Source organism: Mucilaginibacter sp. dw_454 (genome assembly GCF_018449775.1).
Lineage (GTDB): Bacteria > Bacteroidota > Bacteroidia > Sphingobacteriales > Sphingobacteriaceae > Mucilaginibacter.
In genome coordinates this window covers 1,505,386-1,522,543 of the sequence record NZ_JAAVVB010000001.1, presented here as the reverse complement: position 1 = coordinate 1,522,543, position 17,158 = coordinate 1,505,386, and the positions used below count along the sequence as shown (strand labels likewise).

Genomic DNA, 17,158 nt, shown 5'->3' with positions numbered 1-17,158 from the left:
TCTTCGCCTTCGGCGTAAAGAGGGTTATTAAATGGGCGTTACCTCAATAAATCAAAACTCAGAATGACTAAAGGTTTTTTGAATCTTCCGAACATCTATGCTCTACTCATCAGTTTTTCTCACTGATTTATTTCTAATAAAGATCAAGGCCATCAAGGCTCCCAAATAACCAAGCCCGGCAGATATCTGCATAATATTGGCGTAAGCGTCAATAAACCCCTGGTGATAATATTGGGTAACCTGTTGTTTATTGGCGACAACCGCAGCAGGCACTTTAGCATTACCCAGATTATTAGCTTGTTGCACTATGAGCTGTTTGTCTTTTGCATTGAAGGGCGACTTTTGCAAATCGCGCTGTAAAGCACCCGAGAAAAACAGTACCGCTAATGCCCCAAATATCGCGTTAGCAAAAACGCCCGAAATACGTGTCATAGCATTATTGATGCCCGATGCCGTACCCGAAAAATGATCATTTACCGATGCCATAACTGCCGCAGTTAATGGGGCCACAGTAAATGACATCCCCAAACCTAAAACAATCACGCCCGGGAAAAAAGTAGTCCAATAGTCTGACGGCCCTGTAGTTTGTTTTACGAATGATAGGATAAGTAAACCGGTACCGGCTAAGGCCGGCCCCCCAATCAAAAACAATCTTGGGCCGTGCCTGTCTGCTAAACCACCGGCAAAACGTGCTATGGTAATCATCAATACGGTAAAAGGCAAAAACGTTAGGCCTGATTGTAACTGACTATAACCCTGCACCTGTACCAAATTGAGCGAAAGGAACAACATACCGGCACCTAAACCGGCATACAGAAAAAATGTCAATAAATTGGCTCCGCTAAATGTGCTGTTTTGAAATAGCTTCAATGGCATCATTGGGTTAGTGCTTTTTATTTCGATGATAATAAATATCACTAGAAATGCCAGCCCGGTTATTAATGAGCCATAAGCTTGCACATTGGCCAGGCCAACTGCCGGTACCCGCAAAAACCCAAATGTTATTAAGGCTAACGCCAAAGCTATAGTAATTGCTCCCGGGAAATCAAGATTGCCTTTGCTGTCCTCGTCCTTGATCTCATGTACCTTAAAAGTCAGCATAACCAGCGCTAAAACGCCAATAGGTACATTAATAAAGAAGATATAGCGCCACAATCCTGCATCGGCTAAGGCTCCACCTAAAATTGGCCCGCCCATGGTTACCACCGTTGTAAAAGCCGACCACGTGCCAATAGCTTTCCCGCGTTCTTTAGCATTAATGGACGATGAGATGAGTGATAAGCTGCCAGGGATCATTAACGCGCCGCCAATGCCTTGCAACACCCGGCAAATTACCAACATTAAGACATTGTTTGATAAACCGCAAGCCGCTGATCCCAAAATGAAAATAAAAATGCCAACCATGAAGATTTTCTTGCGGCCTAGTTTGTCGCCCATAGCACCGCCAATTAAAATCAAAGAAGCCAGCATGAGCAAGTAGGCGTTAAGAATCCAAAACAGATCAGCACCGCTTGCTCTTAACCCTTGTTGTAAAGCAGGCATTACCACGTTAAGCGCCGTTGCATCGATAAACGCCATAGACGATGCCAATATGGTCGACGCCATGATCCATTTGCCTGCCGGGCTTTTTAATGCTACTGTTGCCATAGTGTTGTAACAGGCTAGTTTTTAATTAAGTTTAGCCCGCAGAGAATAAAAAAAGCGAACTTTTTGTCGGTCCGCTTATATAAAGTTAATGCTTTTTAATGTTTGTACTGCCGCAACTCTGTTTTTAAATCGTGTATCTGCTCCTGGGCCTGCCTGTTTTCCAGGAAATAATAAATAGCGGCAATCAAAAATATCTTGCCTAATATAAAGACGCCCGCAAATACCCAACGCCAGGCTTTATGTAATCGCATCTGATTAGAGAAAGCCTCAATCTCTATAAACTGATTACTGCGGTCATTATCAAATCTGCGGTAGTCGCTTTCACGATGCCTGGTAGCCGGGGCCGGATCTTCCGTTTCAATTAATGCGTTTATCTCATCTTCAATACGGGTAAGCATACCTGGTGGCGGCACCATAGCCATGTTTTGAGCTACGCGCTCAAAATCGGTTTCTATTTGAAACAGTGCATCGGCTATTTCGGGATATTGATTTTTTAGCCGAAGCAACTGGTGGGTTTCTTCTGCCGAAGCCGAACCTAATACATACGACTCCAAAACGCCGCTCTCTATGTATTCTTTAATGTTCATGCGATTTCCTTATAATAGCAAAAGCCTCTTTTAATAATTGTTTAATATGTTTTTCGGGCCGGTTTATTTCTTCGGCAAGCTGCGTAGTGGTTTTGTTGCTGTAATAAATATTGCAGAAAACCAGCTTTTGCTCATCGGTCATGCGGTCAAGATATAGATTAGGTAGCGTTGCCGGTGTATCGCCGGCAGGAACTTCGTAACCATCTATAGCTTTATGAAATGCAGTTAATTCGTTTTTTGCAAAACGCTGTAATTGGCACCATATGTTAATTTCATCCCAGTTAACGTCATTGAAATTTTTGGCTATGCTGCTAAAAGTTTTTACCAGGTAGTCTTCGGCTATTTTATGGTCTTTTACCACCTCAAAAATATAGCCTAATAACATACCTGCATAAGCATCATATAAAGTATGTGTACTTAGCGGTTTTGCTCGTAATAAAGCGTGATTCTGTTTCACCATTCTAAATTTCTTATATAGAAATCCGCCCAAAAGTTTCCATAGGTAAACAGAACTATAAAAGTATAAAAACTTGCGCTAATTTGATGAAAGATTTTTTGCGCACTTTACTTGACTGTTTAAGGGTTGTTGCATGTCGAAAAAATAGCTCATCAAATAGATTTTTGTCTTTAAACAGATAAGCGTTAACTTGCATTTATAAACCTGCCCTGGCTTAAACCTCTATCATTCTGCACTATTTTAAATATTCGCTTATGAGAAACCAATTTTATTTAATCCTGATTGCTGTGTTATTAAGCCCCCCTTTATATGCGCAAAATAAAGTTCGATTTATTAAACATATTATCACCAAAGATTTTATATCGGAAGGTGTTGCTGTTGGCGACGTTAACCACGACGGTAAATTGGATATTATTGCAGGCACTTGTTGGTTCGAGGCGCCAAATTGGACGCGTCATGAAATTGCGCTGACACCAGTCTTGAAGCCGGGAACAGAATATAGCAACTCGTTTTTAGATTATAGTATAGATGTAAACCTGGATGGCTGGGTAGATCAGGTGGTGGTTGGCTATCCCGGTACACCGGCGTACTGGTATGAAAATCCGAAAGGGAAATCCGGATACTGGCAAAAGCACAACATTATGGATAAAGTAGGGGTGGGGAATGAGTCGCCTAATTTTGTGGATGTAGACGGCGACGGACGGGTAGATATTTTATGTGCCGATATCAATGCCAAACAAATAGTTTGGCTAAGTGCGCCAACTAAAAAAGGAGATACTACCTGGGCGCGTTATCCCATAAGTGCAATTAATGCGCCGGCGACAGACCGCTACTCGCATGGCTTGGGTTTGGGCGATATTAATAAGGATGGCCGCAAAGATGTGATTGTAAAAGAAGGCTGGTGGGAAGCTCCTGTCGATCGTAAACAACCCAACTGGGTGTTTCACCCCGCTAACTTTGGCGAAGATTGTTCTGAGATGTATGTGATGGATGTAGATGGTGATGGGCTAAATGACGTAATAAGTGCCTCGGCGCATAAGTATGGTATCTGGTGGTATCAGCAGGGCAAAGATGAGCAAGGCAACACAACGTGGACAAAGCACGAGATTGATAAATCGTTTTCAGAAACACATGGGGTTGCTTTGGTGGATATTAACAATGACGGTCATCCGGACATTGTAACCGGAAAACGCTGGTTTGCCCATAATGACACAGATACAGGCTCGCATGAATCTGCTGTTTTATACTGGTTTGAGTTTACACCGGGTAAAGCGCCTTACTTCATCGCCCACCAAATAGATAACGATTCTGGTGTTGGCTTGCACGTTGTTGTGCAGGATATGAATAAGGATAAGCTGAATGACATTGTGATATCTAATAAAAAAGGTGTATTTTATTTCGAAAACACACGTTAATTAATAAATCCGCCTTTTATGACCTTGACCCGTAAAAAAGCTTACCGCCGCATTGAGATAGTCCGCATCATCATGATCTTGGTTGGCATTGCCAGTGCAGCCTTTGGGTTGAAAGGATTCTTAATCCCTAACGAGTTTATAGATGGCGGTGTTACCGGGATATCTCTGCTCATAAGCTCGATAACCGGCTGGCCCATTTCTATACTGATCTTAGTGATTAATATTCCGTTTGTCTTTTTAGGCTATAAAAAGATAGATAAGTTATTCGCGCTCAAAACATCGATAGCTATTATATTATTGTCGCTAGTGTTATACTTCGTCAGCTTCCCGATGGTTACGCATGATAAATTACTCACTGCAGTTTTCGGGGGATTGTTTTTAGGCACAGGCATTGGCCTGGCTATGCGTGGCGGCAGCGTGATTGACGGTACCGAGCTGTTAGCTGTTTATATTAACCCAAGATCGCCTTTATCAATAGGGCAGATCATCCTGGTGATCAACATCTTTATTTTTGGCATTGCCGCTTTCTTTTTAGGTATTGAGTCGGCCTTGTATTCTATCTTGACTTACCTGGCGGCTACGCAAACTATCAATTACATAGTACAGGGTTTTGACGAGTTTACCTCGGTCACTATCGTGTCGCCCAAAAGCGAGCTGATTAAAAACGTCATTATGCGACACCTGCATAGGGGCGTTACGGTGTACAAAGGCGAGCGCGGTTTTGGCAAAACAGAGATTGGAGAGAAAAACGTAGACATTATCGTCACCGTTATCACGCGGTTAGAGGTGCAGCGCCTGGTTGCCAGTGTGCAGCAGATCGACCCAACGGCTTTCATCGTAACCAACTCTGTTTCGGAAGTGAAAGGTGGATTGATTAAACGTCGTGCATTAGATCACTAAAACGCCCATTTTATTGCAATTTTCATAATAAAAATTTGGCATAGGTGGTTTTTAACTATGATTCGCGGCGTTTTAAATAATTTCGATGTATTTTATCAAAAATAAGTCTATTTTTCGGATATTTTGTCAGTATTTGGCAGCTATGTCAGTCAGATGACAAATTGGCGTAAAATATTTTTTATTTTATTAAGACAATATCATGAAAGTGTTTAACATCGATTTTTTGCGCGAAATTGAAAAATAGTTCGTTTTTTTTGATGTTTTATCACTCGAAGAGCGCAATTTATCGTTTTTAGCCTCTCGAAAATCACAAAAAATGGAAATGTCAGTGTTTTTTAGACCGTTTTCTACTTTTTAGTCAAAAAATATTTTTTTGTTTTTCTTACACCCTGATATTTTTATTCCCGGTTTTAAAAGGCAGACAATATTTTGACAAACTTTAATAATTATTAGTGATTTTTTTAAATAGATGATTTCAAAATTCTGGTTTTTGAGGTCGAAACAGTCGATTTTTTTTGTGGCATATTTTGTGACCAAGAGCCGGTATAAAAGAATGCAGTCGCCTCAATAAAGTCGGTTGTTTTCTGGAAAAGACATTTAATCATTTAACAAACATTAAACACAAATCATTATGTTAGTAGTACTAGAAGTTGTCGCATTAATCGCTGCTATTATTGTTCCTTTGGCTTACCAAGCTAAAAAAGCTGAGTCAAGAAGAGCAAACTAATAAAGTACGGTTTACCGTCCTAAAACAAAAAGGGATAGCGCGCATGCTATCCCTTTTTGTTTGCCTTATATTTTGGGTAACAATTGTAATACAGATTGGATAGCTGAAATATAAAAAACGGCGTTTTAGTACTAAAATGCTGTGTTTTATACCGGAGAACGCATATTTTAATTAAAATATTAAATTTTTACTTGCATTTGTGCCATCGATTGCACAACTTTGATTGTCTATTGACAATGTAGTCTTATTGATTACCTTTGTTAAGCGTCTGTTTATAGCTGAGGGGGTTAAACTTCTTTAGACTTTAACAGTCGTATTTAAACAAGTAATCAATTTTACACATACACACAATACCACAATGAAGAAGATCGCAATCTTAACTACCCTTGTATTTGCAATGTTTGCTGCAAACTCATCATTTGCGCAAACTGTTGTAAAGAAAACTACTAAAAAAACTACCGTAGTTAAAAAAACCACCCCTGCAGCCGGCAAAGTTAGCGCCGCCACATTGGAAGAAGGAAAACAATTATTAGCAAAAAACGATTGTTTAAGCTGCCATAAAGAAGATGTTAAAATTGTAGGCCCCGCTTACAAAGACGTAGCAAAAAAATATCCTGCAACTGCAGTTAATTACGAAAAATTAACGCAGAAAGTAATTGCCGGCGGTAGTGGTGTTTGGGGCGATGTGCCAATGGCTGCTCACCCATCTGTACCACCAGCTGACGTTAAAAAAATGGTACAATATATTTTATCGCTTAAATAGGCTAAAATATTACCTCAGGTTACTGATACGTGAGTAACCCATAACAGAGCATACCAGCCGGTATAGCAATCCATATTGTTAATATAGATTACTATACCGGCTTTTTAATTTATAACCAGTTATACCTAAACAAAATATTATAAAAATGCTTGTTAATGCCTTGTTTAAGGTGGTTATAGGCTATGCTATGTTAGAGTTTTAATGTTTAACCCTTAATTATGAAGAAAAATTACAAAGGTATTTTAATTGTTGTATCGGCTGCGGCGGTATTGTTTTACACTTGTAAATCGGTACAAAAGTATGTTGCCCAGTACCCGGTACAGCGCGATGCTTCGGGCAGGATTTTGGTTGATATGCATCCTGATCCAACTCCAAAATCTCCGATTGAGGAGATGAAACGTATCTACGTACCACCGGGTTATCACTTGCAACTGGTAGCCAGCGAACCGATGGTAAGCCAGCCTGTAGCCATTGCCTGGGATGGCGACGGCCGCATGTATGTTGCCGAATTAAATACCTACATGCTCGACGTTAATGGCAGCCATGAGCATGAACGCACCTGTAAGATCAAACTATTAGAAGATACTAACGGCGACGGCGTCATGGATAAAATGACCGTATTTGCCGATAGCCTGATGCTGCCGCGTACTTTACAGCCGCTGGATCATGGCCGTTTACTGGTTAGCCAAACCTGGACAAACAGCGTATTCTGTTTTCAGGATACCAATGGCGACGGCGTGGCCGACAAAAAATGGCTGGCTTATGAGAATAATGGCACCAACACCAATAACCTGGAGCACCAAAAAAGTGGTTTGATCTGGAACCTGGACAACCGACTGTATTTAACTTACGACCCAGTGAGATACACTGTAAAGGGCGATAAGGTTATTCCGGATACCTTAATTGAAGGGACTGCCGGCCAATGGGGTATGGGCAATGATGATTATGGTCGTTTATTCTATTCATCTGCTGGTGGCGAAGATCCTGCTTACATGTATCAACAAAATGTGCATTACGGCCAGTTTGATTTTAATGACAGATATGATGCTGATTTTGTACCGGTTTGGCCAATTGTTACTACGCCAGATGTGCAAGGTGGTTTCGGTCGCCTGCGTTTTCCGGATAGTACGCTGAATCACTTTACTGCAAGTAATGGTCAGTCTATTTATCGCGGCGATAAATTACCTGCCGATATGCGCGGTGACCTATTTATCTGCGAGCCGGTGGGTCGTTTGATTCGCAGAGCAAAAGTCAATGACAACAATGGCAAGATCACCATCCGCAACGCTTACGATAAATCGGAGTTTTTAGCTTCTACGGATCTTAACTTCCGCCCGGTTAATACCATTACTGGTCCCGATGGCTGTATGTACATCGTAGATATGTATCACGGTATTATCCAGGAGAGTGAATGGACTAAAGCCGACAGCTACCTGCGTCCAAAAATCCAGCAAAAAGGATTGCAAAATAACGTTGGTCGCGGCCGGATCTTCCGCCTGGTGCATGACGATTTTAAATTAGACAAAGAAAAACCACACCTGCTGGAAGAAACCAGCGCGCAACTGGTTGATCATTTAAACAGCATGAACGGCTGGTACAGAGATAACGCGCAAAAGCTATTAGTGCTTAGAGGCGATAAATCTGTCGTGCCTGCTTTAAGAACTTTAGCCGTAAATGGCGGTCAGCTGGCACGTATTCATGCTTTATGGACAATGAATGGGTTAGATGCGATGGACGAAGAAACCTTTGCTATCGCCCTGAAAGATAAAGACCCCGAAGTGCGTAAAACCACCGTTTGGATAGGCGAGGACTTCATGAAAAAAGATAGCCACGCTATTGATCTGCTGGAAAAAATGAACAACGACCCAAGTGCCGATGTACGTTTCCAACTATTGTTGACCATGCGCTTTGTTAATTCAGACAAATCAAAAGCTATCATAGCCGGGCTGATCAAAAATTATCCGGATGACCCGGCATTGCAGGGATCGCAACGGGTTTATGAAAATAAGATCAGGGCGAGAGCAGAACAACTGGCGCGTGAGAAAATGATGAGCGAGCAGGGTGCCAGGCTGGTGACACAAGGTGCAGTGATATTTAAACAATTGTGCTTTACCTGTCATGGCAACGATGGTAAAGGTATCCGCACCGGAGGGCAGGCATTTACTGCCCCGCCACTGGCAGGGAATCCTGACGTAAACGGTAACTCGCCGGATAGAATTATCAGGGTGCTGTTATATGGTTTACAGGGCCCTATCAGGGGTACTACCTATAACGATGCTATGCCGGCGTTGGGCAGCAATACTAACGAGTATATAGCATCGGTATTAAGTTATATTCGTAGCGATTTTGGTAACAAAGGCAATATTGTACTGCCAACCGACGTGCAAAAGGTAAGAGATGCCACCGCAGGCAGAACCAAAAGCTATACCATGGACGAGCTGATGAATACCAGATCGGTGTTAGGAAGGTAGTTATTTATCAATACATTGTAAAAGGGAGTTGTATATATACAATTCCCTTTTTTTATGAGTTATAATTGAACACAATTATCACAATAACTTGTTAGACAATCATGAATACCGAAGAACTTAAACAAACAGCCGACGCGCTGATGGCAGGCGACAAAGGCTTACTGGCAATGGACGAAAGTCTGAACACTTGCAATAAACGCTTTAAAGAAGCAGGTCTCCCCCAAACAGAAGAATATCGGCGCAAATATCGCCAGCTAATTGTTACCACGCCTGGTTTGGCAGAGAGCATTAGCGGGGCCATTTTGTTTGACGAAACCATTTATCAATCTACTGATGATGGGGTTTTGTTTATAGATGTATTAAAGAAAGCGGGTATTATTCCCGGTATTAAGGTGGATGAAGGTACCACTGCCATGCCAGGCTCGCCTGACGAAAAAATAACTAATGGTTTGGAGGGACTAGATATCAGGCTTAACAACTACTATGGCCTGGGCGCCCGTTTTGCCAAATGGCGCGCAGTAATGACCATCGGTAAAAATTTACCTACAGAAGCTAACATACAAGCTAATACAGAGGCGCTGGCAAAATATGCCCGCCTGTGCCAGGAGGATGATATCGTACCAATAGTTGAACCCGAGGTTTTAATGGACGGCGATCATACCATTGAGCGTTGTTATGAGGTAACGGAAAATGCTATCAAAGAGTTGTTCAAGCAGTTAGAAAAACAAGGCGTATATCTGCCAGGCCTGATCTTGAAACCAAATATGGTTATTGCCGGTAAAGACAATCACCATAAAAATAGTACCGACGAGGTTGCCAGCGCGACGGTTAAATGTTTACTGGCTAATGTGCCGCATGAGGTTGCCGGCGTAGCTTTTTTATCAGGCGGACAAACACCGCAGGAAGCTACCAGACATTTGCACGAGATGCACGTAAAGTTTGGTAAAGAATTGCCATGGCCGTTAACCTTCTCATTTGCCCGCGCCATACAACAACCCGCTTTGGACATCTGGAAAGGCAAAGACAAAAATGTAAAAGCCGCACAGGATATGTTAGCTTTTAGAGCCAGTATGGATAGCGCAGCCCGTGCCGGCCGTTATAGTGTTGATTTGGATAGATACCCCGTATTATGAAAAAACTGATTGTATTTGACCTGGATGGCACGCTGGCCGAAAGTAAAGCGGCTATCGACAAGGAAATGATAAAAATATTGAATGCCCTGATTGATGTTACCAAAGTAGCCATCATATCGGGTGGAGATTGGCCGCAGTTTGAAAAACAGGTGCTGTCGCATTTAACTAACAAAAAGAAGTTTAAAAACCTGTCGATATTGCCTACCTGTGGTACTAAATACTATCAATATAAATCTGGCTGGAAAAAAATATATTCTGAGGATTTTACAGCTGGCGAAAAGAAAAAGATCATTAGCTGCTTAAATGCTGCGGTAGAGGATCAAGGGTTTAAGCCCGAAAAAACCTGGGGTGAACAAATTGAAGATCGCGGCAGCCAGATCACTTATTCTGCCCTGGGGCAAGAAGCCCCGCTGGACGCCAAGAAAAAATGGGACCCTGGTTTTGCAAAACGTAAAAAAATCCAGGCTGTATTAGCCAAAACTATTCCGGAGTTTTCGGTAAACCTCGGCGGTACAACATCGGTAGATATTACCAAACCGGGTATTGACAAGGCCTACGGTATTAAAAAGCTACGCGAGATCCTTGACATTAAGAAAAAGGAAATGATTTTTATTGGCGATGCAATATTCCCGGGCGGTAATGATTATCCTGCTATGGAAGCTGGTGTAGCGTCTATTTGTATTAAAGATCCCAACGAAACCAAACGGGTTATTCAAGGTATTATAGCTTGCCTGGATAAGACCGGCAAATACGATAATGCCTTTTAATCGATAATTCAAACAATCTGATAGTTTCAAACTTTATACAGAAACAGCATACCTATGACTAACAGACTCATTGGCATATTCTTGATCGCAATAGGCATTATCATGATAGCCTGGACCGGATTTACCTATACCAAAAAAGAAAAAGTGCTTGACGCAGGCCCCATTCAAATATCTGCTGATAAGCAGCACACTGTAAACTGGCCACCTTATTTGGGTGGCATTTTAATAGTTGGCGGCATTGTTGTAATTGCTACTGCTAAAAAATCAAACTAATTTCTGAGATGGTAAAGGTTAAAAAAGAAGGGGTGTTGCTTAGTACTACAGATTTTGAGTTTGAAAATGAAGGGGTACTGAATCCGGCGGTTGTGCGCGAGGGCGATACGCTGCACTTATTATATCGCGCGGTGCGCAAAGGAAATTTCTCGAGTATAGGTTATGCCAAACTGGAAGGGCCGCTAAAGGTTGTCGACCGGATGATCTCGCCGCTGCTGGCTCCGGATAACGACTACGAAAAGCATGGTATGGAGGACCCGCGCCTGGTTAAGATTGATGATACCTACTATTTATCCTACATAGCTTTTGATGGTAAAGACGCATTAGGTGCGCTTGCTACTTCTAAAGATCTGGTACATTTTGAAAAGAAAGGTATCATTGTGCCGCAGTTGAAGTGCGGGGAGTTTGATGACCTGGCTAAACAAAACAATAATGATATTATATCCCGTTATCGCCAGGACTATAGTTCCCCGGATACTATTATTATGGATAAGGATGTTGTCTTTTTCCCACGACGGATTAATGGTAAACTAACCTTTATGCATCGCATTAAACCCGATATCCAGTTGGTATCGGTTGATAGCCTGGATGAACTGACCGAAGAATTTTGGGATGATTATGTGACTAATCTGGGAGAAAATGTAATGCTCACGCCAAAAAACCTACATGAACTAAGTTATGTAGGAGCAGGTTGTCCGCCTGTTGAAACTGAGCATGGTTGGCTGGTTATTTATCACGGGGTACAGCATTTTGATACCGGTTACCAATATAATGCTTGTGCGGCCCTGTTTGATCTGGATGATCCACGCAAGGAAATAGCACGCTTGCCGTATGCTTTATTTCAGCCAGATCAACCTTTTGAATTGGCCGGCGATGTAGATAATGTTTGTTTCCCTACAGGGACAGCGGTGTTTGACGATACCCTGTACATTTACTATGGCGCCGGCGATGATGTGATTGCCACGGCTTCGGTTAGTTTAAAGGAATTGGCTGATGAATTACTGACCTTTAAGCCTACGCAAACGATAGCGTAAATTACCGCGTTTAAAGTTGATAGAACAGGTTATAAAAAGTATAATTGCCTTACGCAAATTATAACCTGATGAAGGACTTTCTCGACGATGACTTTTTGCTGGAAAGCAAAACTGCCCAAAAGCTATATCATGACTATGCCAAATCAATGCCTATCATTGATTACCATTGCCATTTACCGCCCGACGAGATAGCTGCCGATAAACAATTTGCCAACCTTACCCGCATCTGGCTAAACGGCGACCATTATAAATGGCGCGCCATGCGCGCCAATGGCGTCAATGAAGCCTACATTACCGGAGACAAAAGCGATTGGGAAAAGTTTGAGAAATGGGCCGCCACGGTACCTTACACTTTGCGTAATCCCCTTTATCATTGGACACACCTGGAGTTGCAACGTTATTTTGGAATTAAGGAGATCCTGTCGCCAACCACAGCCAGAAAGATCTACGACGAGTGTGCTGAAAAACTGCAGTCGCCGGAGTATAGTGTGCGTGGTTTGCTGAAGAAGTTTAAAGTTGAGGTAGTGGGTACAACTGATGATCCGCTGGATAGCCTGGAGCATCACCAAAAAATCAAGCAGGATGATTTTGGGGTAAAGGTACTGCCATCGTTCAGACCGGATAAGGCCATGAATCCGGATAATTTGGAAACCCTAAACGCTTACATCAATCAACTTGAAAAAGTAACCAATATAAAAATTGATGACTATGACAGTTACCTGTCGGCCTTAAAAAATCGCCATGATTATTTCGCGGCCAATGGCAGCAAATTATCAGACCATGGTTTGGATCATATATATGCTGTTGACTATACTGAAAATGAAATTAACTGCATTTTCTTAAAAATAAGAGCAAATACCCCACTTTTAAATGAAGAAAACCTGAAATTTAGGTCGGCATTGTTATATCAATTCGCATTATGGGATCATGAAAAGGGCTGGGTGCAGCAATACCATCTGGGTGCCCTGCGCAACAACAATACCCGCGGCCTGGCAACCTTAGGTCCGGATACCGGCTGGGATTCTATTGGCGATTTTAACCATGGCAAGGCGTTATCAAGGTTTTTAGATAAGCTTGATACTGATAACCGCCTGGCTAAGACCATCATCTACAACAGCAACCCTGTGAACAATGATCTGTTCGCAGCGATGACCGGTAATTTTAATGACGGGTCGGTAGCAGGGAAGATCCAATTTGGCTCAGGCTGGTGGTTTATGGATCAAAAAAACGGGATGATAGATCAGATTAACTCGCTGTCTAACATAGGTTTACTGAGCAGGATGGTGGGTATGCTGACGGATTCGCGCAGCTTTATGTCGTTTCCAAGGCATGAATATTTCCGCAGGATCTTGTGCAATTTATTGGCGACAGACATTGAGAATGGCGAATTACCAAATGATCTGGAGTGGACCGGTAAGATAATCCAGGATATCTGCTATAATAATGCTCGTGAGTATTTTGGGTTTTACGAGTAAAATTAAACGGGGATTTTAACTACCAGCTTCTTAATCAGCTCTTTGCCAATCATCGGGGCATGGACATCTTCAGGAAAAAAAATCACGAATTGACCGTTATTTAGCGAGAAGTAGGTATCGGGCTCGTCGCTGTAAAACATATAGTCTTTCTCAGGATTATAAGGAACTTCGATAACCTGGCAGTCGGCACGCGGTTTCCAACCCATGGTTTCGTTACCGTGTATTAGTACCTGAATATCAATGTTTTGATTGTGGCACTCAAACGTTTTGGTTGTGGCTTCCACTTTTTTACCCTGGTCATTCGATATAATTACGCGGATACCATCAGCTAATTCAATTACACCATTTTCAAGCGCAGTTAGGTTAGTCGAATTAAGATATTCAAAAGCAGTTTGAAAACTTCTGTGCAGGTTATAATAACGCTGTGCGTTTCGTAAAGTATCGATGATCATGGTGTTATCGTTGTATTTTTCCCGATCGGTTTCCCTTAACTAAATCCTCAACTTCGGCTAGGGTGGCATGGTTCATATCGCCGGGGATAGTGTGTTTTAGCGCTGATGCTGCCACGCCAAATTCGGCGGCATCACTTGGTTTCATCCCTTTAATAAGGCCATAAATCAGTCCGCTGGCAAATGAATCACCCGCACCTACACGGTCCACAATGCGTACGTCATATTGCGCAGTTCGGTAAAGTTCGTTGCCATCGTAGATCAGGGCGCTGATGCTGTTATCAGATGCACTATGGCTCTCGCGCAAGCCTGAAGCGATGTATTTAAATCCGTATTTCTCTTTCAGCTGTTTAAAGACGGTAAGGTAATCCGCTGATTTTAGTTCATCCAGGTTAACGTCCGTATCGCCGGAATGGAAACCCAATGTAGCGTCAGGGCCTATACAAACGTCAACATATTGACACAGTTCACTTAGTACCTCGCGGGCTTTTTCTGTACTCCATAGTTTTTTACGGTAGTTCAGATCCAAACTGGTGGTGATACCTTTCGCTTTGGCGGCTTTTAAGGCAGCCAGCGTTAAAGCTGCCGTACTGTTGCTCAAAGCAGGAGTAATCCCCGAAGTATGGAACCATGCCGCATCAGTAAATATCTCATTAAAATCAAAATCGCTTGCCTCAGCTTCGGTAATCGAAGCATCGGCACGATCATAAATAACTTGCGATGATCGCATGGAAACGCCTGGTTCCAGAAAATAAAGACCTAAACGTTTACCACCACGGGCCATGAATTGTGTGTCAACACCATACCTACGCAAATGATTAAGTGCAGCTTGCCCCAATGCATTATCCGGTAATTTGCTGAAGAATATCCCTTGCATGCCATAGTTGCAAAGCGCCGCCGCTACATTAGCTTCGCCGCCACCGTAGGTGATATCAAAGCTTTCGGTTTGTACAAAACGTTTGTTGCCGGGTGTCGACAACCGCATCATGATCTCGCCGAAGGTTACAATTTTTTTTGACATCGAATAGGTAATTGGTATAACGGTATACAGCCAAATGTACACTAAAGCAAATTAATTAAGAAAGCTTTTGCTCTAAAATCAGCGACATCGTTTGCATGACAATTGTCACCTGTTTTGATTATTCTTTTCTACTTTTACACCATGGACAAAAAAGCCAGCATATTAAAGCTGATACCCGAGCAAGGCATCCTCCCGCTATATTTTAATAAGGATGAAGACGTAAGTGTGAATGTATTGCACGCCTTATATGCAGCCGGTATTAAAACAATCGAATACACTAACCGCGGCGAGGCTGCCTTGAAAAATTTTGCTAAACTACGCCAGGTTTGCGATAATGAGTTGAACGGAATGTATTTAGGTGTGGGTACGATAAAGAATGGTACCAGCGCAAAGGCTTTTATTGATGCAGGTGCTGATTATATCATTAGTCCGGGTTTAGTGGAAGACGCGATTGAAGTGGCAGATAAAAACAACGTACTATGGCTGCCGGGGTGTATGACACCAACCGAAATAATCAAAGCCGAGCAATTAGGTGCTAAAATTATCAAGTTATTTCCCGGCAATATTCTGGGTCCGGCATTTATGTCGAGCATTAAAACGTTGTTTCCTAACTTAATATTTATGCCTACCGGTGGTGTTGAATTAACGGCCGAAAGTATTGGCGGCTGGTTCAAAGCAGGTGTTTGTGCTGTAGGTATGGGTAGCCAGTTAATCAGTAACGCGGTTATGGATGGCGGAAAATATGCAGAATTAACCGAAGCCACTAAACAGGCGATAGCAATAGTAAATTCAAGCAGATAAGCAGATGTCGGAACAAGCTAATAACCCACTGCACGGCAAAACGTTAGAGACGATATTGACTGACTTGGTAGCCAAATATGGCTGGCCTGAGTTGGGCTATCGTATCCGCATTAATTGTTTTTTGGAAGATCCAAGTATATCGTCAAGCCTTAAGTTTTTGAGGAAAACGCCCTGGGCCAGGAAGAAGGTGGAAGACTTGTATGTGAGGGGGAAATAAACGGAACTAATCTGTCATTCTGAGCGAAGCGAAGAATCTTATACGAGCGAAATAGCAAATTATACAAGATCCTTCGCTGTGCTCAGGATGACAAGTTGGAAAAAATTAAACTTTTTTAGGCGGCAATTCAAAAGCTACTGCTTCATGCTCAAAATGTCCTCTGTGAGAACCATCGCAGAATGGTTTATTAGCTGAAAGACCGCAGCGGCAAATAGAAACTACAGTACGGCCTTGTAAGCCGTAGTTATTGCCTTGCATATCTACAATCTCAAAATCGCCTTCTATCTTTACTGATCCGTTATTATTAATGGTAAGTTTTGTGCTCATATCAATATTTGTGTTTCAACAAATATAATTGATGTGAACGGGGTTCCATCAACAGATTGTTATTCAGAATCTATCTTAGTTTGTTGGTAAGATTTTGTTTTACAGTACTATACCACTCGTCTTTCAATATACTAAGAATGATCGAATCGCGGCGGGTACCATCGGCAAGCGGCATATGGTTCCTGATCACACCTTCTACCGTACATCCGATACTTTTCATGGCAGCTTTGCTGCGTTCATTTCTGTTGTCTGCCCTGAACTCTACACGTTCTGCGCCCAATGTTTCAAATGCAAAAGTTAAAAGCAGTAGTTTACAGTGTTTATTTACCCCGGTACCACGAAAGTCTTTACCGTACCAGGTGTAGCCCAGTTGCAAAGCATCATTCTTTACCTGGATATCATAAAAACGGGTGCTTCCTGCATAACGATTTGTGGTTTTGTCGAAAACAACAAAAGGGTATTCCTTGCCGGCGGCGCGTTCAGCCAACGCCTCATCGATATAAGTCTTTAAAGCCGCTTCGCCTGCGGCAGATTTTGACGAGTAGTCCCAAGTCTCGGGTTCGTTGAGCGAGATGGGTAAAAGGTGAAAATAGTCCTCTTTTTGTAGCGGTTTCAGTTGTATAACGTCATCTTCAAGTATATAGTCTTGATTTTGGTCGAAATTCAGGCCCATTTTTATTTTTTTAAAATTTAA

18 protein-coding genes are annotated in these 17,158 nt (G+C 42.2%); 11 read left to right on the top strand and 7 right to left on the bottom strand.

Annotated features, from left to right (window positions below; genetic code table 11):
- Positions 1-102: 102 nt before the first annotated feature.
- The 3 genes from HB679_RS06850 to HB679_RS06840 all read right to left on the bottom strand — a co-directional run bounded on the left by HB679_RS06850 (position 103) and on the right by HB679_RS06840 (position 2,694).
- Positions 103-1,647 (bottom strand): MFS transporter, encoded by a 1,545-nt coding sequence (locus HB679_RS06850; RefSeq protein WP_214071185.1) that lies wholly within the window; start codon positions 1,645-1,647, stop codon positions 103-105.
- 95 nt (positions 1,648-1,742) lie between these two features.
- Positions 1,743-2,234 carry a hypothetical protein gene (locus HB679_RS06845; RefSeq protein ID WP_214071184.1) on the bottom strand — a complete coding sequence of 164 codons (492 nt, stop codon included), beginning with the start codon at positions 2,232-2,234 and terminating at the stop codon, positions 1,743-1,745.
- Positions 2,224-2,694 carry a sigma factor-like helix-turn-helix DNA-binding protein gene (locus HB679_RS06840; protein ID WP_214071183.1) on the bottom strand — a complete coding sequence of 157 codons (471 nt, stop codon included), beginning with the start codon at positions 2,692-2,694 and terminating at the stop codon, positions 2,224-2,226. The genes HB679_RS06845 and HB679_RS06840 overlap by 11 nt, the downstream gene beginning before the upstream one ends.
- A 251-nt stretch (positions 2,695-2,945) precedes the next feature.
- Here HB679_RS06840 and HB679_RS06835 point away from each other — a divergent pair, with 251 nt between their 5' ends.
- The 9 genes from HB679_RS06835 to uxaC all read left to right on the top strand — a co-directional run bounded on the left by HB679_RS06835 (position 2,946) and on the right by uxaC (position 13,649).
- A complete protein-coding gene (locus HB679_RS06835; protein WP_214071182.1) occupies positions 2,946-4,106 on the top strand; it encodes a VCBS repeat-containing protein in 1,161 nt (386 codons plus the stop codon).
- Positions 4,107-4,124: 18 nt separating this feature from the next.
- Complete coding sequence (locus HB679_RS06830; protein WP_214071181.1) at positions 4,125-5,006, top strand: YitT family protein; 882 nt, start codon at positions 4,125-4,127, stop codon at positions 5,004-5,006.
- A gap of 1,085 nt (positions 5,007-6,091) precedes the next feature.
- The gene (locus HB679_RS06825; RefSeq protein WP_255547544.1) at positions 6,092-6,496 is read left to right on the top strand and encodes a c-type cytochrome; all 405 of its coding nucleotides are present in this window, start codon (positions 6,092-6,094) and stop codon (positions 6,494-6,496) included.
- A 218-nt stretch (positions 6,497-6,714) separates the two neighbouring features.
- Positions 6,715-8,967: a c-type cytochrome gene (locus HB679_RS06820; RefSeq protein ID WP_214071180.1), complete on the top strand. Its 2,253-nt coding sequence runs from the start codon at positions 6,715-6,717 to the stop codon at positions 8,965-8,967.
- A gap of 101 nt (positions 8,968-9,068) precedes the next feature.
- Positions 9,069-10,100, top strand: a complete 1,032-nt coding sequence (locus HB679_RS06815) for a class I fructose-bisphosphate aldolase (protein ID WP_214071179.1) — start codon at positions 9,069-9,071, stop codon at positions 10,098-10,100.
- Entirely contained in the window at positions 10,097-10,867 is a 771-nt protein-coding gene (locus tag HB679_RS06810) for an HAD-IIB family hydrolase (RefSeq protein ID WP_214071178.1), read from the top strand. The genes HB679_RS06815 and HB679_RS06810 overlap by 4 nt, the downstream gene beginning before the upstream one ends.
- A 54-nt stretch (positions 10,868-10,921) precedes the next feature.
- Entirely contained in the window at positions 10,922-11,140 is a 219-nt protein-coding gene (locus tag HB679_RS06805) for a hypothetical protein (RefSeq protein ID WP_214071177.1), read from the top strand.
- 8 nt (positions 11,141-11,148) lie between these two features.
- Positions 11,149-12,174 (top strand): hypothetical protein, encoded by a 1,026-nt coding sequence (locus HB679_RS06800; RefSeq protein WP_214071176.1) that lies wholly within the window; start codon positions 11,149-11,151, stop codon positions 12,172-12,174.
- Positions 12,175-12,242: 68 nt separating this feature from the next.
- The gene (gene uxaC, locus HB679_RS06795) at positions 12,243-13,649 is read left to right on the top strand and encodes a glucuronate isomerase (RefSeq protein ID WP_214071175.1); all 1,407 of its coding nucleotides are present in this window, start codon (positions 12,243-12,245) and stop codon (positions 13,647-13,649) included.
- A 2-nt stretch (positions 13,650-13,651) separates the two neighbouring features.
- Here the strand turns inward: uxaC and HB679_RS06790 are convergent, their stop codons facing one another.
- Together HB679_RS06790 and HB679_RS06785 are read right to left on the bottom strand one after the other, a co-directional pair.
- A complete protein-coding gene (locus tag HB679_RS06790; protein ID WP_214071174.1) occupies positions 13,652-14,101 on the bottom strand; it encodes a YhcH/YjgK/YiaL family protein in 450 nt (149 codons plus the stop codon).
- Between the two features lie 4 nt (positions 14,102-14,105).
- Entirely contained in the window at positions 14,106-15,119 is a 1,014-nt protein-coding gene (locus HB679_RS06785) for a sugar kinase (protein ID WP_214071173.1), read from the bottom strand.
- A 141-nt stretch (positions 15,120-15,260) separates the two neighbouring features.
- On the opposite strand from HB679_RS06785, the gene HB679_RS06780 reads away from it, so the two are divergent.
- Entirely contained in the window at positions 15,261-15,920 is a 660-nt protein-coding gene (locus tag HB679_RS06780) for a bifunctional 4-hydroxy-2-oxoglutarate aldolase/2-dehydro-3-deoxy-phosphogluconate aldolase (protein WP_214071172.1), read from the top strand.
- 4 nt (positions 15,921-15,924) lie between these two features.
- Positions 15,925-16,137, top strand: coding sequence for a VF530 family protein (locus tag HB679_RS06775; protein ID WP_214071171.1), 213 nt, complete (start codon positions 15,925-15,927; stop codon positions 16,135-16,137).
- 105 nt (positions 16,138-16,242) lie between these two features.
- On the opposite strand, the gene HB679_RS06770 is transcribed toward HB679_RS06775, so the two are convergent.
- Positions 16,243-16,464 carry a CDGSH iron-sulfur domain-containing protein gene (locus HB679_RS06770; RefSeq protein ID WP_214071170.1) on the bottom strand — a complete coding sequence of 74 codons (222 nt, stop codon included), beginning with the start codon at positions 16,462-16,464 and terminating at the stop codon, positions 16,243-16,245.
- A gap of 70 nt (positions 16,465-16,534) precedes the next feature.
- The gene (locus HB679_RS06765) at positions 16,535-17,137 is read right to left on the bottom strand and encodes a GNAT family protein (protein WP_214071169.1); all 603 of its coding nucleotides are present in this window, start codon (positions 17,135-17,137) and stop codon (positions 16,535-16,537) included.
- Positions 17,138-17,158: the final 21 nt, after the last annotated feature.

What these genes read in the sequence shown, in the direction of transcription:
- HB679_RS06850 (WP_214071185.1), bottom strand. Translation starts at nt 1,647, where the DNA reads ATGGCAACAGTAGCATTAAAAAGCCCGGCAGGCAAATGGATCATGGCG.
- HB679_RS06845 (WP_214071184.1), bottom strand. Translation starts at nt 2,234, where the DNA reads ATGAACATTAAAGAATACATAGAGAGCGGCGTTTTGGAGTCGTATGTA.
- HB679_RS06840 (WP_214071183.1), bottom strand. Translation starts at nt 2,694, where the DNA reads ATGGTGAAACAGAATCACGCTTTATTACGAGCAAAACCGCTAAGTACA.
- HB679_RS06835 (WP_214071182.1), top strand. Translation starts at nt 2,946, where the DNA reads ATGAGAAACCAATTTTATTTAATCCTGATTGCTGTGTTATTAAGCCCC.
- HB679_RS06830 (WP_214071181.1), top strand. Translation starts at nt 4,125, where the DNA reads ATGACCTTGACCCGTAAAAAAGCTTACCGCCGCATTGAGATAGTCCGC.
- HB679_RS06825 (WP_255547544.1), top strand. Translation starts at nt 6,092, where the DNA reads ATGAAGAAGATCGCAATCTTAACTACCCTTGTATTTGCAATGTTTGCT.
- HB679_RS06820 (WP_214071180.1), top strand. Translation starts at nt 6,715, where the DNA reads ATGAAGAAAAATTACAAAGGTATTTTAATTGTTGTATCGGCTGCGGCG.
- HB679_RS06815 (WP_214071179.1), top strand. Translation starts at nt 9,069, where the DNA reads ATGAATACCGAAGAACTTAAACAAACAGCCGACGCGCTGATGGCAGGC.
- HB679_RS06810 (WP_214071178.1), top strand. Translation starts at nt 10,097, where the DNA reads ATGAAAAAACTGATTGTATTTGACCTGGATGGCACGCTGGCCGAAAGT.
- HB679_RS06805 (WP_214071177.1), top strand. Translation starts at nt 10,922, where the DNA reads ATGACTAACAGACTCATTGGCATATTCTTGATCGCAATAGGCATTATC.
- HB679_RS06800 (WP_214071176.1), top strand. Translation starts at nt 11,149, where the DNA reads ATGGTAAAGGTTAAAAAAGAAGGGGTGTTGCTTAGTACTACAGATTTT.
- uxaC (WP_214071175.1), top strand. Translation starts at nt 12,243, where the DNA reads ATGAAGGACTTTCTCGACGATGACTTTTTGCTGGAAAGCAAAACTGCC.
- HB679_RS06790 (WP_214071174.1), bottom strand. Translation starts at nt 14,101, where the DNA reads ATGATCATCGATACTTTACGAAACGCACAGCGTTATTATAACCTGCAC.
- HB679_RS06785 (WP_214071173.1), bottom strand. Translation starts at nt 15,119, where the DNA reads ATGTCAAAAAAAATTGTAACCTTCGGCGAGATCATGATGCGGTTGTCG.
- HB679_RS06780 (WP_214071172.1), top strand. Translation starts at nt 15,261, where the DNA reads ATGGACAAAAAAGCCAGCATATTAAAGCTGATACCCGAGCAAGGCATC.
- HB679_RS06775 (WP_214071171.1), top strand. Translation starts at nt 15,925, where the DNA reads ATGTCGGAACAAGCTAATAACCCACTGCACGGCAAAACGTTAGAGACG.
- HB679_RS06770 (WP_214071170.1), bottom strand. Translation starts at nt 16,464, where the DNA reads ATGAGCACAAAACTTACCATTAATAATAACGGATCAGTAAAGATAGAA.
- HB679_RS06765 (WP_214071169.1), bottom strand. Translation starts at nt 17,137, where the DNA reads ATGGGCCTGAATTTCGACCAAAATCAAGACTATATACTTGAAGATGAC.